Origin of the sequence: Streptomyces sp. NBC_00878 (genome assembly GCF_026341515.1) — a bacterium.
Lineage (GTDB): Bacteria > Actinomycetota > Actinomycetes > Streptomycetales > Streptomycetaceae > Streptomyces.
In genome coordinates, this window is the sequence record NZ_JAPEOK010000001.1 from 6,016,321 (window position 1) to 6,032,344 (window position 16,024).

Annotated in this window: 10 protein-coding genes; 5 read left to right on the forward strand and 5 right to left on the reverse strand. The window is 70.8% G+C overall.

Annotation, left to right across the window (positions count from 1 at the left end; genetic code table 11):
* Positions 1 to 24 precede the first annotated feature (24 nt).
* The 4 genes from OHA11_RS26010 to OHA11_RS26025 form a co-directional block, all read right to left on the reverse strand.
* On the reverse strand, positions 25 to 1,386 hold the full coding sequence (locus tag OHA11_RS26010) for a cytochrome P450 (RefSeq protein WP_266500239.1): 1,362 nt from the start codon (positions 1,384 to 1,386) through the stop codon (positions 25 to 27).
* 241 nt (positions 1,387 to 1,627) lie between these two features.
* Positions 1,628 to 3,415 carry a hypothetical protein gene (locus OHA11_RS26015; protein WP_266500240.1) on the reverse strand — a complete coding sequence of 596 codons (1,788 nt, stop codon included), beginning with the start codon at positions 3,413 to 3,415 and terminating at the stop codon, positions 1,628 to 1,630.
* A 138-nt stretch (positions 3,416 to 3,553) separates the two neighbouring features.
* Positions 3,554 to 6,211 (reverse strand): trypsin-like peptidase domain-containing protein, encoded by a 2,658-nt coding sequence (locus tag OHA11_RS26020; RefSeq protein ID WP_266500247.1) that lies wholly within the window; start codon positions 6,209 to 6,211, stop codon positions 3,554 to 3,556.
* 124 nt (positions 6,212 to 6,335) lie between these two features.
* Positions 6,336 to 6,728, reverse strand: coding sequence for a CU044_2847 family protein (locus OHA11_RS26025; RefSeq protein WP_266500249.1), 393 nt, complete (start codon positions 6,726 to 6,728; stop codon positions 6,336 to 6,338).
* Between the two features lie 467 nt (positions 6,729 to 7,195).
* Here OHA11_RS26025 and OHA11_RS26030 point away from each other — a divergent pair, with 467 nt between their 5' ends.
* The 3 genes from OHA11_RS26030 (at position 7,196) to OHA11_RS26040 (ending at position 12,049) form a co-directional block, all read left to right on the forward strand.
* Positions 7,196 to 8,473, forward strand: coding sequence for a DUF3500 domain-containing protein (locus tag OHA11_RS26030; protein ID WP_266500252.1), 1,278 nt, complete (start codon positions 7,196 to 7,198; stop codon positions 8,471 to 8,473).
* A complete protein-coding gene (locus tag OHA11_RS26035; protein WP_266500254.1) occupies positions 8,470 to 9,927 on the forward strand; it encodes a HupE/UreJ family protein in 1,458 nt (485 codons plus the stop codon). The genes OHA11_RS26030 and OHA11_RS26035 overlap by 4 nt, the downstream gene beginning before the upstream one ends.
* 67 nt (positions 9,928 to 9,994) lie before the next feature.
* Positions 9,995 to 12,049, forward strand: coding sequence for an NB-ARC domain-containing protein (locus OHA11_RS26040; protein ID WP_266500255.1), 2,055 nt, complete (start codon positions 9,995 to 9,997; stop codon positions 12,047 to 12,049).
* Between the two features lie 38 nt (positions 12,050 to 12,087).
* On the opposite strand, the gene OHA11_RS26045 is transcribed toward OHA11_RS26040, so the two are convergent.
* Positions 12,088 to 13,749 (reverse strand): translation initiation factor 2, encoded by a 1,662-nt coding sequence (locus tag OHA11_RS26045; protein ID WP_266500257.1) that lies wholly within the window; start codon positions 13,747 to 13,749, stop codon positions 12,088 to 12,090.
* Between the two features lie 341 nt (positions 13,750 to 14,090).
* Between OHA11_RS26045 and OHA11_RS26050 the strand changes: the two genes are divergently transcribed.
* On the forward strand, positions 14,091 to 14,582 hold the full coding sequence (locus OHA11_RS26050) for a hypothetical protein (RefSeq protein WP_266500260.1): 492 nt from the start codon (positions 14,091 to 14,093) through the stop codon (positions 14,580 to 14,582).
* A 644-nt stretch (positions 14,583 to 15,226) separates the two neighbouring features.
* Positions 15,227 to 15,853 (forward strand): restriction endonuclease, encoded by a 627-nt coding sequence (locus tag OHA11_RS26055; RefSeq protein WP_266500262.1) that lies wholly within the window; start codon positions 15,227 to 15,229, stop codon positions 15,851 to 15,853.
* Positions 15,854 to 16,024 lie beyond the last annotated feature (171 nt).

The following is a 16,024-nucleotide window of genomic DNA, read 5'->3' on the forward strand; positions in this document are numbered from 1 at the left end:
CCCGAAGGCGGCTCTGTGGAAGCCTCAGGACTCACTCGCCGTGACCTGGGGCTTTTGCTTTTGCGGCGGTGCCAACGTCGCAGGCGTCGGGCCTTCGGGGCGGACTGTGATTCCGTACGTCGCCTTCTCGGGGCGGGACGAGAGGGTCACGGTGTGGGTCGGTAGCAGGTGTTCGAGGAGGACCGTTGATTCGCGGAGTGCGAATTGGAGGCCCAGGCAGGCTCGGGGGCCGATGCCGAAGGGGAAGTAGGCGCCCGGGTGGGTGGGGCGGGCGTCCGGGGTGGTGAAGCGGCGGGGGTCGAAGTGCTCCGGGTCCGGCCACAGTTCGGGGTCGCGGTGGGTGAGGTACGGGCAGACCAGGAGGTCGGTGCCCGCCTCGATGGCGTAGCCGGCGAGGGTGTCGGCCTCGGCGGCGTGGCGGGGCAGGATCCAGGCGGACGGGTACAGCCGGAGTGTCTCGTGGATCAGGGCCTGGATGGCCTGGCGGCGTTCCGCCGAGCCTTCGGCGCCTGCGGCGAGAGCGTCTTCGCGGGCGGCGGGGTTCCGGTCGAGGAGCAGGTAGAGCCAGGTCAGGGTGGTGGCCGTGGTCTCGTGGCCGGCCGCGAGCAGGGTGACCAGCTCATCGCGGATCAACTGGTCGGTGTACTCGGGGCGTTCGGCGGCCGCGTCGGTCAGGACGTGCAGCAGGCCCGGGCCGTCAGGTCCCGCCGACCCAGTGTGGGCGGACTCGATGGCGCGCCGGGCTACCGCGTCGATCCGGGCGAGATCGGTCGCGACGGCGTCCCGGGCGTCGTCGGCGTCGGTGGGGAGAGTCGGAATGGCCGTCCCCACGGCTTCGATGGCTGCCAGTTCGCGCTCGGTGTCGTCATCGAGGGGGTGCCCGGTGAGAGAGCGCCAGATGGCGTCCAGGGCGAAGCGGTGCATCTCCTGCCCGAGGTCGAAGGTCTGCCCGGTGCGGGCGTACCCGTCCCAGCGCCCCGCGGTGGTCCGGGCGGCCTCGATGATCCGCTGTTCGTAGCGGCGCATCCCGGTACCCGTGAACTGGGACTGCAACAAGCGGCGTTGCTGCTTCCACTCCGCCCCGGTGGCGGCCATGACGCCGTCGCCGATCAGCACACGAGCGCGGTGCGAGCGCTTGACGTACCGCTCGGGCTGCCGGGCGAGTACGTGCTGGACCGCCTGCGGGTCGGTGACGAGAACCGTGGGCGTCGGCCCGAGGCGGACCGCCGCGACGCCGCCGAGTCGCTCGCGCACCTGGGACAGCAGCTCGACCAGTTCGCCTCCCTCCGCATGCCATCGCTTCACCAGTCCCGGCTCGGCTTCGGGGACCGGCCGCCCCGTTCCGGGAACGTACGGAAGGGAGCCGAGACCGGCTTCGGTGTCCATGTTTCTTCTCCTGGTCAACTGGTCAAGTGGTCAACTGATCAACCGCTGGGCTTGGCCGAGAACGGAGCGCTTGCTCCACGGACTGACGGACTGACGGACTGACGGACTGACGGACGGACGGACTGACGGGCCGATGGATTGGCGGACCGGCGGACTGTACGGGGGCGGGCGTACCTGGTTGGCGGCCTGCCTCGGTGGTTCGCGGTCCCGCGCCGCCCGCGCCGCGCCCGTCCCGGAAAGGCTAGTCGGCGGGACACGGCGGTGTCTCCCGTGCCTGTTTCAGACGCGGCTCGGCGCGCTGGGCGGGGTTGTAGTCGCCGGGGGTGGCGGCGCAGATGACGTCGTGCCAGTGGGACGGGGAGAGGCGGATCCTCAGTTCGTCCTCGTCTCCCAGCAGGCGCAGGGCGTCGCCGACGAGGTGCCCGGCCCGGATCGAGTTGTTTCCGGGCCAGGCGAACTGGCCGAGTAGTTCGCCGTCCGAGGGGGAGAACAGGCTGATGGTGTCCGACGACATGGCGACCAGAGTCGCGTCGGACGTGATGCCCAGCAGCCCGTCCGCGCCCGGGAGGGGCGGGGTGTGCCCTGCTCTGCTTTCGTCGTCGACCCGCCACCACTCCACGCGGTGGTCCCCGCCGAGCGCGGCGAGCCGGTCACCGTCGGCGCTGAACGCCATCCAACGCTCCGGGATCTGGCTGGTATAGATCAACGGCGCGCCTTCCAGCCGGGCCGTGCGCGTGCCGCGCCGTACGTCCCAGACCTCGACGCGGCCGTGGTCGGCCCAGTCGTCCGTGACGACCGCCACCTCGTCACGGTGGCCCGGACGCGGTACGAGCTGACCGGTGGGGGCGAAGTTGCCGGGCTCCTGCGGGGTGCGTTCGAGGTTCAAGGGGCCGCCGCTCTGCACCCCGGTGCGAGGATCGAGCCGTACGAGTGTGTCGCCCAGGCACAGCAGGGCGAGATCCCCGCCGGATGTCTGGACGATGTCCTGCGGTTGGTTCCACGCCTTGTTCCTGCCGCGACCGCAGTCCCATCCGATGGGCACCCGGGAGCGCAGCGTCTTCGCGTCGTACAAGGCCGCTTCGGTGGAGTCGTCGGACCAGACGAGAAGCCCGTCGCCGCCCTTGCGGGTCACCCAGAGCACGTGCAGGTAGGTGCTCTCCTTTCTGGCGCGGTCCGTGAAGATCTGCCTGGCGGCCCGGATCCGCCGGCCCGGTCCCGATACCTCCAGCCTGCCTTTGGACAGGCGCGCGGTGCGCGAGCCGTCCGGGGAGACGGCGAAGTCGACGGTGGCGGACGCGGATTCCCCCTGGACGGGCTTGGGAATCGGCGTGGGGCGTACCCGGAGCAAGGAGTCCCCGACGACCGCGAGTACGGTTCGCGGCCCGTCGCCGTGGCCGCTCACGGCGATGTGATCCATGGTGGAGCCGGTACTCGGCAGAGCGGCGGTCCAGCGGCGGCGGTTGTCCAGGGCGTCGGTGATCGTCAGGGTCTGGACGGTGTCGCCGGTGGTGCTCCGCTGGTCCAGGACGTGGGTGCCGGTCAGATCGCGGGAGTATCGGGTCGCGTTCAGCTTGCCGCCCGCCCGGTCCGCCTCGGGCGTCAGGGGGTACCAGACGGGCCCCCGCTGTTCGTCGATCAGCAGGGCGGCTCGTCCCCGGTCCAGGGTTTGCAGCGAGTACTGCCGTACCGGCCCGAAGACGCGGCGCAGGCGGTCGCCGGAGGCTGTGTCGTGGATGTCGAGGTAGTGCTCCCAGAGCGGATCCTTCCCCGCCCGCACCTGGTGGCTGACACCGACGGCGATACGGTCTCCTCGGCCGAGCAGCCAGGCCGCGTCCGGGATGTACAGGGCCACGGCCCGTTGGGAGAGGGGCAGGCTGTCCCCGGTCCTCGTGTCCCACAGGCGCGCCAGCGCGTGCCGTCCGGCGTCTTCGGGGCGAGGGGTCTGGAACCGGAAGAAGCGCAGTACGCGTCTGCCGTCCTCGGAGAAGTCCACGGAGGAGGATGCGTAGACGTCTCCTCGAAAGGCCAAGGGGTCCGACAGGACACGCGGGCTGGGGCGATGGTCTCGCGGATTGCCGGACTGACGGTCCGTCAAGTCCCAGAGCAGGACCCTGTCTTCCGTCGTCGCCAGTGCGTAGTGCAGACCGTCGTCGCTGAGCGCGTCGTCTTAGCTCTCCAGGTCGAGGTCCTCGGGGACGCCCCGAAGGCGCAGTGCCCGTGGGGTGCCGTCGAGGGCGCCGGTCACGGCCGTGATCTGCAGAGCGGAGCTGCCGTTCGGCTGGGACACCACCAGCAGAGTGCGGCCGTCCGGCGTGGCACGCAGGGATTTCGCCGTACCCGGCCACAGTCCGCTGCGTGACCATACGGTGTCCTGCGCGCGGACGTACTGGGCGAACAAGGCCCGCTGTGCCTGTGGTGTGTGCCGCGCCGACCAGGCGCCCGCCGCGAAGCGGAACGCGGTGTCCGGTGACTGCTCGGCCGCCTCGTCGGCGAGTTCACTCAGTTCGGTGGCGGCGGCCGTGCGCAACTCCTGCTCGTTTTGCCGGAGTTCACGGTAGGTGTTCACCGCGAGGCCGGTCGTCAGCAGTGCCAATACCGTGACCAGGCCGGTGACCGCCCACAGGCGCCGCAGCCCGCGGCGCTGCCGACGTCGGCCCGCGTCGAGGAAGGCTCTCTCCACCGTGGTGAGGTCCTCGGGCCGTTGGGCCAGCCACTCCAGACCCTGGGCCAGCCGCACCCCGTGCGGCAGGAGACCGGCCGGCCGCCCGAGGGCCTCCCATTCGGCCGCCTCACGCGCCGCGTGCTCCTGCCACTCAAGGAACCCGGCGCCCTCTCGCAGCCAGCCCTCAAGGCGCGACCACTCCCGCAGCAGCGCCTCGTGTACGACGTGTACGGTGCCGCCCGCCTGCCCGGGATCCGCGGCCCCCGTTGCGTCAGTTACGTCGGTTGCGTCAGTTGCGTCGGTTACGTTCGCTACATCCGTGACGTCCCAGACGAGGAGGCGATGTCCGGCCAGCATGCGTGCCAACTGTGCTTGATCAGGCGGCAGTTGGCTGGTCATCACCGTTCGGCGGGTGAAGTTGTCCCGGCCGTCCGGACGAGCCAGCCGCTGGAAGAGCCGACGGGCGGTGTCCTCTGACACGCCGCTCTGCGCGAGGCACTTGGTGAGCGCCGCCTCGGCGTGCCTGGTCAGCGCCTTGCCGACGCCGCCGATCTCCTCGTACGCGGCGTGCGTGAGCGTATGGGCCCTCTTCCGGCGCCACAGCTCGGTGAGAGTGAACTGGAGCAGGGGCAGACAGCCCGGTTCGTCGACCGCGTCGCGTACGAGTCGGGCGCTCAGCCCGGCCTGCAGGCGCAGCCCGGGAACGGCCCTGACCGGTTCGTCGACGGTGAGGGCGAGCGTTTCGGTGGTCATGGGGGCGAGGAACGTGACCGCTTGGCTCAGGGATGCCGAGGTGTCGGCGGCGGTGAGCGATTCCAGAGTGGCGGGCCGCGCCGTCAGCACCACGCGCAGTCCGCCGCCTTGTGCCGGATCGGGGGCGGCGGTCAGGGCGGACAGCGTCCGGAAGGCTCGGAGCGCCGCGTGCGGGTCCGCGGCGGCGTACTCCTCGAACTGGTCGAGCAGGAGCACGGCTCCGTGTGATCCGAGTTCGTCGCAGAGCCGGCCGCGCAGGGCGATTCGCGCGCTCTCCGGGCCGGCACAGGCTTCGCGCACGGCGTTCAGGCGCTCTTGGCGGGCCTCGGTGTCCGGTGCGGCGGCCTGCCAGGCGGCGGTGACTGCCTCGCCGACCCAGGCGTCGGCGTGACTGAGCGCGGTGGCGGCGTGCCCGAACACGGTGGCCGCTGGGGCCGGGAGAGGCGGAGCGGGGGAGGGGTGAGGCACGGCAGCGGGTTGAGTCGCGGTGGCCGTATCCGGGGAGGCCGTATTCGGGGAGGCCGTATCCGTGACGGCCGGAGCCCTGACGGCCAGAGCCCTGACGGCGGGAGCCGGGATGGCCGTATCCGGGATGGCCGTATCCGGGATGGTCGGAGTTGCGGCGGGCTGAGGGGCGCGCAGCGCCGAGGGCGTTCCCCGGCGTCGTAGTTCGGCCAGCAGGCCGGCCCTGAGCAGGGATGACTTCCCGCTGCCCGAGGGCCCGGCGAGCACCGTCACAGGACGCGAGTCGACCGCTTCCAGCAGTGCCCGTACCTCCGGCCCACGGCCGTGGAAGTACCGGGCGTCCCTCTCCTCGAACCGGCCCAGACCACGGAACGGGCACTCCACCCGCACCTCCGTCCCGAGCAACTGGTCCGCGGGAATGAGGTAGGCGGTGCCGCTGAGCTCGTACAGGCCGCGGGTGACGAGCATTCCGACCGCGGCGTTCCGTCGTACGTCCCAGACGGCGGCGCCGCTGAATCCCTGACCGATCGGCACCCCGTGGGCGGCGAGGTCGAGTTGGAGTCGGTCCGCCCGTTGCCGACCGCGCAGCACGCCGGTGGCGTTCACGCCGCGTGGTGCGTCCACGGGGAAGCCGAAGGAGCGGATCTCCCCGCCCCATTCCCCGCCCCCTTCCTCGCTCCTGTCGTCCACGAACGGCAGTGGCTCCGTGCCGTCCACCGGGAGGGCCAGGCGCAGTAACGCGACGTCGTCCTCCGGCCGCCAGGACTCCACCTCGGCGGTGACCGGAGGGCCGGCTTCGGCCCCGGCGAGCAGCGGGAAGTCGACGGTGACCGGTCGGTCCGGGCGGCTGCCGTCGTGCTCCTGGACGACGTGAGCGCACGTGCACACCAGCCCGTCGCCGATGAGGAAACCCGCTCCCGCGACCTCTCCGTCCGGGCCGAACACCCTGGCGGCGCCGCGTTCGTAGCGGGCTTCCGGGGGAAGCCGAAGACCGTCGGACCGAAGACCGTCGGACCGAAGACCGTCGGACCGAACGCCGTCAGGCCGAAGACTGTCAGGCCGAAGACCGTCAGACGTCATCGGACCCGTCCCGTCCTCCCGTGGACTCCCACTCCACGCCTACGGTGAAGTGCGCCTCGGCGGCGGTTCTGGCGAGCACCACACCTGCCTCGGCGGTCACCTTCACTCCGAACTCCAAAGTGATCCGGTCGGGCCGACGCGGCATCGCGCGCAGTGAGTCGACGACGTCCTGGACGGCCGGATGCACCCGGTCGACCGCGTCGCGCAGGGTGTCGGCGGCGCTTCCCACCGTCTCCGCCGTCTGCGCGGGCCGCGGTCGGCCGATGGGCTCGTACGCGTCGGCAGGCGCCCGCCGAGGGGCCGTCGGCGTGGCTGTCGGCGTGGCCGTCTCCACACGCAGCAGCGAGCCGTCGTCGAGTTCGATCGTGGTGATGGTTGCCATGAAGCCGTGAGCCTGCCTTGTGACGAGGAGCTGGATACGTCTTCTTGATCAACGAGCCGCCTGCGGCGTGGAGTCGGGGATGCGCGGGGGTGCCCGGGGATGTTCGAGGGTGTCCGAGGGCGTCCGAAGTGGACAGCAGCCGATTTTTTGCGATCAGTTCCGCGCGGCCCCGGCCCCGGCCCCGGTGCTCGGCCGGCCAGCCTGCCTGCCTGCCTGCCGACCGCGATAGCAGGAGACTCTATTCAAGCAATAAGAGCAGCCTGTCAAATTCGTAAGTGAATTCCATGAATTTTATGCCCGAGTGATTTAAGGATAATTTATTCACGTGAGGATGCATTGAGATTTCGGTAAGAGTGTCGATAACATCGTCAACAATCGTGGCGGGTGGGCGAGCGGGGCCCCAGCTGCGCGCTTCGGTCCTGCCCGCATGGCTGGACGCCCATTTCCAGGCTCAAAAGGAGCTGTTTGTGAGTAAAGAAAGAACCCGTCGAGTACGTGCACGGCGGACTCGGCGAGGCATAGCCGGTGCCGTCGCGGCAATTGCGCTGGTCGGTGGCGGGTTTGTCGCGGCAAATGCTTCGACTGACGTACCGACAGGTAAATCGGCCGCGGGTGTCAAGCGCCCGGTCGACAAGCACGCCACCGGCACCAAGGCCGTGGTCAGCGCCGCCAACGCGTTCCTGAACACGCTGGACGCCGACCAGCAGGCGGAGGTGCTGCTCGACTTCTCCGAGGCGAACGCGACGGCGTGGTCGAACCTGCCGTGCGGGTCGACCTGTCGGCCCGGGATCCAGCTCGGCTCCCTGACCGACACTCAACTGGCCGCCGCCATGAAGGTGTTGAAGGCGGCCATGGGGACCGGCAAGGGCACCGGGTACGACCAGATCGCGCAGATCCTTGAGGCCGACGACGTGCTCAACGCGGAGCAGGGCTCCAGCTCCGGAGCACCGGCCCCGTCGCCCACGGACGGCGCGTCGAGCACACCCTCGGCAGACCCGACCGTCTCGGCCGACCCGAGCTCGTCGGCCACCGGCGTCCCGACGGGTACCCCGCCGTCCGGCGGTCCCGGTGGCGGCGGTGGCATGGGCGGCTACGGCAGCGGTGTCTACTTCATGGCCTTCCTGGGCACCCCCTCGGCGGACGGCACCTGGCAGCTGCACTTCGGCGGCCACCACCTCGCCGCGAACCTCACCTACAAGAAGGGCAAGGTGGCAGGCGCCAGCCCGTACTTCGTCGGTGTCGAGCCGACCACCTGGACCGCGGACGACGGCACCACGTACACGCCCCTCAAGGCCCAGCGCGACGGCCTGCTCGCGCTGACCGGCAGCCTGAGCACGGCACAGCTGGCCAAGGCCAAGCTGTCCACGTCGTACAGCGATGTACTCGTCGGCCCGGGCGAGGACGGCCAGTTCCCGGAGACCAAGGAAGGCATTCCGGTCAGCTCGCTGTCGGCCAAGCAGAAGCAGCTGGTCCTGAAGGCGATCCACCCCTGGGTCGCCAACGTGGACGACGCCACCGCCAAGCAGCTCATGAAGACGTACGAGCGTGAGCTGAACCAGACCTACGTGAGCTACTCCGGCGGCACCGGCCTGGACGCCCAGGGCGACTACGTGCGCATCGACGGCCCCGGCGTGTGGATCGAGTTCGTCTGCCAGAGCGGCCTCGTCTACCGGGACCAGATCCACTACCACACCGTGTACCGGGACCACACCCGCGACTACGGAAGCGAGTTCACGTTCTCATGACCCGACCGCGGAACTGGCTGACCACAGCACTTCGCCTGGTGGCCGGGATCGCGATCGCGGTACCGGCGGCGCTCCTGCTCGGGGCGTCGCCGGCCGCCGCGCACCCGATGCCGCATTCAGTGGTGCAGCTCGATGTCTCCAAGGCATCGGTCACCGCGCGGCTGGAACTGCCGGCCGCCGACTTCTCCACCGCCAGCGGAATCGACGTGACCAGCATCGAACCGGCCGCCCTGCCCGCCAAGGCCGCCGCCATCCGCACCTACCTCGGCAAGCACATCCGTCCGACCACCCTCAAGGGCGAGGCATGGCAGGTCAGCATCGGCGCGCTGAGCCTCAGCAGCACCGAGCAGACCTCCACCGGCCCGTACCGAGAGCTGATCGCCAAGGCCGTCCTCACCCCGCCGGCCGGCGCCGACGTACGGCACTTCACCCTCGACTACGACGTGATCGTCCACCAGGTCGTCACCCACGTGGCGCTGGTGTCCGTACGGCAGGACTGGGCCGCCGGTCAGGTCGGTGAGGGGAGTGCCACCCAGGTCGGTACGGTCCGTCTCGACGTCCGGCACATGACCGTCCCGCCACTGACCGTCGACCTCGGCGACGGCAGCACCTGGCACGGCTTCCTCGCCATGGTCGAACTCGGCGGCGACCACATCCTCACCGGCACCGACCACCTGTTGTTCCTGCTCATCCTGCTGCTGCCCGCACCCCTGCTCGCCACCGGGGGACGCTGGCAGGGGCTGGTCGGTGCCCGCGCCGCGCTCGGGCGGATCGGCCGCATCACGCTCGCCTTCACCGTCGGGCACTCCGCCGCGCTGGCCGCCACCGCCCTCGGCCGCCTGGAGCTCCCCGGCCGGCCGGTCGAGGCGTTCATCGCCGCCAGCATCCTCGTCGGTGCCGTACACGCCATCCGCCCGCTGTTCCCGGGCCGGGAAGCGGTCGTGGCCGGTGTCTTCGGCCTCGGCCACGGCATGGCGTTCTCGTTCGTGCTCGCCGAGATGCAACTGTCCACCGGACAGCTCGTGTTCAGTCTCCTCGGCTTCAACCTGGGCATCGAGCTGGTCCAGCTCCTGCTGGTCTGCCTCGCCCTGCCCTCGCTGCTCGTGATCGCGCGGATGCGGGGGCGGGTGCAGCCCACGCTGCGGGTGGGCGGCGCGCTGCTCACCGGCACGGCGGCTCTCGGCTGGCTGGCCGACCGGCTCGGCGCGCCCAACCCGGTCGCCCGGGCGGCCGACAGCGCCGGATCCCACACCACCCTGATGCTGGCCACCCTCGCGCTGGCCGCGATCGCCGCCGCCGGCTGGACACTGGCCACCCGCCGACGCGCGTTGTCCGAAGCGGGCGAGGGCGGCCGCCTCCGGCCAGGGGCAGGGGCAGGGCCAGGGCCAGGGGCAGGGGCAGGGGCAGGGGCAGGGGCTTTCGGGTCTTCGGCTCTACCGGACACCAGGCAGTGAAAGTCTCTAGAGTGCATGATCGTCAGGCAGTGTGTGCAACGCACTGCGGAGGGTCGAGGGGGCTGTTGTGAGGGTCGAACTTCCGCCGGAGCCGGTGCACTTCGTCAACCGCGACGATGAACGGGAACGCGCGTTGCGCGCGGTGACGGAATGGCAGAGCCGTTCCCGCCCGCTGGTCCTGTCGCTGAGCGGGCCGGGCGGCCTGGGGAAGACGGAACTGGCCGGCCTGATCGCCCGTACGCTGCTCGACCGTTACCCCTTCACCGATGGTGTGCTGTCCGTCGACCTCGACGACTTCCGGGCGGACGGCGTGCTGGACCCCGGTGATGTGCTCTCCCGGTTGCTCGACTCGCTCGATGTGACGCCGGATCGGGTTCAGGCCCAGTACGCGGCCCGCTGCAAGCAGTACTGGACGAAGACGGCCGCCGCGAAACTGGTCCTCCTGCTGGACAACGCGCGCTACGCCTCGGAGGTCGTACCCCTGCTGCCGGCGTCGGGCGACAGCGTGGTGATCGTCACGAGTCACGGTCCGCTCCACGACCTCGAAGCCGGAGCCGCGGTGGATCTGGCGCTGCCGCCGCTGGAGGAGCGGGCGGCAGCGGAGCTGCTGGAGCTGATCGTCCGTGACCACCGGCTGGCCGCCGACCCGGAGGCGGCGCGGGCGGTGGTCCGGCTGTGCGACGGCCTCCCCGCGGCGCTGCACGTGGCGGGCCGGTGGGTTCGCACGCACCGGCTACGTCCGCTCTCCCGTCTGCTCGCCGATCTCCAGGCCGAGTTGGAGGAGAAGGGCGTGTCCGGCGTCGAGCACGTCTGGGACACGGTCTACGCCGATCTGTCCCGCCCGGCGGCCCTGCTCTACCGGCTGCTTCCGCACCATCCCGGCGAGACGTTCACGCTCCATTCCGCCACCGCGTTGTCGGGGCTGGGACCGGAGACCTGCCAGGACGCCCTGGAGGAGCTGGACCGGGCCGGGTTACTGGACCTGCGGCTGCTGTCGCTGACGGAGGCCGGCCAGATGAGGCTGCCGGGGCCGCTGCGGGGGCACGCTCTGCGCCGGTCCCGCCGGGAGGCGGCGGAGGCGCCGGAGAGTGAGCGGGGGGAGGTTGCCGAGGCGCAGGTCAGGCTGGTGCGTTGGTTCGTACGGCAGGCTCAGTTGGCCGACCGGTTCGCCGCGGGGCGGCGGTTGACCGTCGTGGATCTTTTCGACGCCGTTCCCGGTGTGCCGGACGTTCCGCTGGAGGATCCGGAAGCGGTCGAGTACGCGGACGACGACCAGGCCCGGGCCGAGCGGGCCGAACGCGGTGAGCGCGCGGCCCGCTGGCTGGACGAGGAACGTCATGTGCTGTTCGCGTGCTCGCGCCTGGCTCACGGCCGTGGACTGGACACCGAGGTCGTGGCCCTGTCCGAGCCCGTGTGGACGCATGCCCTGGACCATCCCCACCAGTCCGAGGTGACCGAGGTCTTCCGGCGCGCCGTCGACTCGGCGGTCCGGCACGGTGGGAACGCGGGGTGGCTGGTCCGCACGCGCTGCCAACTGGCCAGGCCGCTCTGGGAGTCGGGAGAACTGAGCGAGGCAGCGGTCCAGCTGGACCGCGCGATGTCCGCCCGTGAACTGCTGGGGGACTCCGAACGCGACCGCAAGCTCGCCGCGTCGGCCGTCGAGCACCGCGGCATGCTCAAGGGCGCACGGGGTGAGTGGAGCGCCGCTCTGGCCGACTTCGCCGCCTCCCGCGACATGCACCGGGCGATCCCCAACCCGTACGGCGAACTGCTCCAGACGTATCGGCTGGGCGAGGCGAGCGCCGAGGTGGGCGACCTTGAGGCAGCGCAACAGCTGTTGTCCGAGGCGTACACCGGGTTCGTGGCGAAGAACCGCGAGAGGCTGATCGGACGCTCGGCGTTCGCCCTCGCCGGTGTCCTGCACCGCCTCGGCCGGACGGACGAGGCCCGCGAGCTGTACGAGCAGTCACTCGGGCGTGCCGACAGGCGCCGGTCAGGCTTCGATCTGGCACGCGTCCACGACGCGCTCGCCGAACTCGACGCAGCCGAAGGGAACTTGGCGGAGGCCGAGGAGCATCGCACGGCGGCCCAGTCCGTCCGGCGACGCAACGGCCTTGTCTAGAGCTGATCTGCCGGACTGGCCCTATATCGCCTGCGTCGCTATATCGCCTGCGTCGCTTCGTTGTCCGTGGCCGGGCGCAGTGTGATGGGGAAAGTCCGCTCTCCGACCAGGCAGTTCACCACGATGCCGCCGTCCGGGGTGCTGCTGTCCTGGGTGCCGCCGTCCTGGGTGCTGCTGTCCGGGGTGCTGCGGTCCGGGGCGGGCCGCGGGGAGATCAGCCAGGCGTGCGCGGCCGACAGTGCGATGGCCGGGTCGATCCGTACGACCCGGTCACCTCCTTCGGAGCGTGGTTCGGCCTGGACGGCGTACGTCCGCTCATGGCCTCGGACTCTGAGCAGGCACCCGCCGGACGGCAGCAGGGCCGCGGCCGAACGGCAGCCCGGGTAGGCGGACAGGGCGTGCCGAGTCCATCCGTCGGCGGTCCAGGCCAGGTCCACGGGGGCGGCGGACGCCGGGAGCGGGCGACGGTACAACAGGCCTGCGGAACGGGTGAGTTGTTCGCTCGCCGCGCCGTACTCCACGGCCAGGTGGTGGCCGGGCGGTCCGGTGCCGGCCGGGTGCCGGGTGATCCGGACGTCGGCCGCGGTGGTCTCCACGTGGACGTCGAACGCGGTGGGGACACGCGTGGCGGGCGTGGACGCGGGCGGGGGTAGCAGGCGCGGTGTGGCGTCGTGGGCGGGTGGCGCCAGGCCGAGCAGGGCGTAGGCCTCGGTGCGTAGGCGGTTCACGGCGTCACCGGGGGGTGCGAACGCGGCCTCGGCGGCCGCGTGTCCGGGACCCGGCCGGTACGCCCGCAGTGCGTCGGCGACGTCCTCGGCGCGTTCCAACTGCGGTATGCGGCCGAGGAGTACGCCCATCGGGCTGCCGGGGATCAGTTCGCCGCCGCCTCGGTGGACGCTCACGACGGGGCGGTCCTGGGCGGCGCAGTAGTACAGGGCCGTTGATCCGTGATCGGTGACCAGGGCATCGGCGGCTATCAGGACGGAGGCCCACTCCTCGTGCGGATCCGGCAGGATCATCCCCGAGCCGAGGGCAGGCGCCAAGCGCTCCTTCAGCTCGTACGTACCGAACAGGCTGCGCTCATTGGGGTGGACCACCAGCGCCAACTGGTACTCGTCGTAGGGCAGTTGGGCCGCGAGGCGGGCGGGCAGTCCGGGGTGTCGTCGGAGGAGGGACTCGGGTCCCCAGGTGGAGACCAGGACCAGCAGCGTGCGGGCCCCGGTGCCCAACGCCGCCCGGTAGCCGTCGCGTAGGGGCGACGAGGCGAGGACGCGTTCCAGGGTGAGGTCGCCGATCACCTTCGCCTGCCGGGCGGCCCGCGGATTCGTGGCGGCCAGCCTGGCGACCTGATCGGGGTGGGCCAAGGCGTGCAGCGCTATCGGAGCGTCGTCGTCGTGGGTTCGTCGCAGATATGCCGAGTCGAGTCCGGATGCCGAGTCGGCCGAACCCTCGCCGGGGATCGACTTGTTGAATCCGGCGCCGTGCGGCAGGAGGACGTGCGGGCCGCGCAGCAGCCTCAGGTCGCCCTTCGGGCTCGCGGCCACGACGAGGTCGTACGTGCGACCGCATGCCTCGCTCCACGGCACCGTGCGGCCCCCGAGGGTGTCGATCGCGGCGAGGGTGTCGGCTTCGAAGTCGGAGCCGGGGACGAGAGTGAACAGGCGGGTGATCCGGTCGTCACCGGAGAATATGGGGAGCACGTCGAGCAGGCGATACAGAGCCACCGCCGACCGAGCCGCAAACAGCACCGCTCGCCCGTCGCCCGTCGCCCGTCGCCCGTCGCCCGTCGCCCGTCGCCCGTCGCCCGTCGCCCGTCGCCCGTCGCCCGTCGCCCGTCGCCCGTCGCCCGAAAGTATCCAGTCTACTGGGGGCCGGCGGGCGGATATGGCTGTTTCCGCAGGTCGGGGCAGGTTCCTTCGCGTCGTCGGGCGACATGATCCGATCCTATCGCGCGCTGTTCGACGGTCGCCGAGAGTGATCCATGCCGCACATTCGGCAAGGGTGGTGTGGCATGCCGCGGCTCATCGCGAGGATGGGAGTCATGAGTGACTGGGGAATCGCACTGATCGCCGCGGGTTCGGCGGTCGCGGGCAGCGTCGTCACCGGCTGGTACGCCCGCAGTGCGGGCATCCGGCAGGCCGTCGCGGCACGTCACGCGGGCGACCGTCAGGCGGACGCGATGCGCGAACAGGCGGACGCGCTGCTCGAATCGGTTCGCATGACGCTGCGTGCCGAGTCCGGCCACCGTGAGTTCGCCCTCCGCCGCCAGACCTACGCGGAGTTCCTCGGAGCCGCCGAGGCCAGGATCCTCACCGAACGGAATGGCCGGGGTCAGGCCGATGACGACGTTGTGCTGCAACGTGCCCTGGGCGGAGTGCTCCTGGAGGGCCCGCCGGAAGCCGCCGCCGCGGCGGAGCACCTCGTCGACTGCCTGAGACGCCGTGTGACGCACGACGAACTCAAGCACGCGAAACTGGCCTTCGTCTCGGTGGCGCAGGAGTGCTGCCGGTCCCGGAGCCCTGAAGGGCACTGAGCGCCCGAGCCGCCGACCGCACATTAGTCAGTGTGACGTCGCCGTCTGCCGACGCGCTTCTCGGCCGACTTCGGGCATCTCCTTGGGAGGGAGGGGCGGATCACCGTATGGGTCCGTATGAGTCCGCACGGATTCGCGCACCCTGGTTGGGAGCCCGACACATGGAACGTGTGGGTCGTGGGGGCATGCGGCGGGCGGAGCGCGGTTGACGTGACATGTCGCTGTTCGGGCGGGCGATCCTGTTCTGTGGGATGAGTGGCGGAATGCTGTCCATGAGCCCTCGCCGGCGTCGTACCGCTGGAGCGGAGGGGTGTTCGGCGTGGCCCGAAAGGGCTCTCGTCCGTGTCGAGGAGGAAAGCCTGACTTAGTGTCAAAGGTGCCTGCGCGTAAGCCTGTTGTGCGGTCGGAGTGGCCGTGGGCGGGAGCGCCGAGGGGGATACGGTGCCTTGGACCGATCCGTGCGTGAGGAATGACGGTGCGCGAGTCCGGGGGCAGTGGTGAGCCGCCCGCCGCCCGTGCGCCGGACTGGCAAGTCTCCGAAGCGAGCCGCGAAGTCATCGAAGCGAGCCCCGAAGTCTCCGAACCGTGTTCCGAAGTCTCCGAAGCGTGTTCCGACCCCGACGAAGCCCAGAGGGCCCCAGCCCTTGGTGCTCGCCATCGCGGCCGGTGCGGGCGCCGGGCTCTGTGTCGCCGTGGGGCAGTGGCTGTTGGGCAACTGGTGGCTGCTCGCCGTGCTCGCCGGCCTCTTGGGCGGGGCCGGTGGTCTCTGGCTCACGCAGTGGGCGGTGAGTGCCCGGTGGGAGCGGGTGCATGTGCGCATGCTGCGCTACGAGCTTCCCCAGCTCGACGGGCTTCACCACGAGGACTTCGAGTTCGCGGTACGCGATCTGATGCGGCGTGACGGCTGTTCGGACGCCGTACAGGTGGGCGGGGCCGGAGACAACGGCGCGGACGTGACAGCGACCGATCCGGTCGGCAGGCGCTGGGTGATTCAGTGCAAGCACCGGCAGGACGGGGCCTCGGGATCGCCGGTGGGTACCCCGGATCTGCATGTGCTCAACGGCACCGGCCGGCAGTTGCACGGCGGGGACGTCGTCGTTCTGGTGACGAACGGGCGCTTCACCGCGGGGTGCGAGCCGCTGGCGAAGTCCCAGAAGCTGCATCTGGTCGATCGCGGAACGCTGGGGGAGTGGGCGGCAGGCTCACGACCGCTCTGGGAGTTGCTTCAGCGGCTGCCGCCCTCGCCGGGCAGGCGGTCGGCGTTGTCCTGAGAAACCGCTGTCGTACGGTGATCAGGCTTCGCAACTGCCGCACAACGAACATGAGTTACGGCTTCTGGCTGCGAACGGCGGGCTCGGTTGCCTATGGTGCGCGGAGCCCCTTCGCCCATGCGTTCGCAAAGGATGCCTCCATGCCCGATTCCGTACGGTACGAGGACGTCG

Excerpts from the sequence above, each read along its gene's own strand:
- OHA11_RS26010 (WP_266500239.1), bottom strand. The coding sequence starts at position 1,386 with ATGGACACCGAAGCCGGTCTCGGCTCCCTTCCGTACGTTCCCGGAACG.
- OHA11_RS26025 (WP_266500249.1), bottom strand. The coding sequence starts at position 6,728 with ATGGCAACCATCACCACGATCGAACTCGACGACGGCTCGCTGCTGCGT.
- OHA11_RS26035 (WP_266500254.1), top strand. The coding sequence starts at position 8,470 with ATGACCCGACCGCGGAACTGGCTGACCACAGCACTTCGCCTGGTGGCC.
- OHA11_RS26050 (WP_266500260.1), top strand. The coding sequence starts at position 14,091 with ATGAGTGACTGGGGAATCGCACTGATCGCCGCGGGTTCGGCGGTCGCG.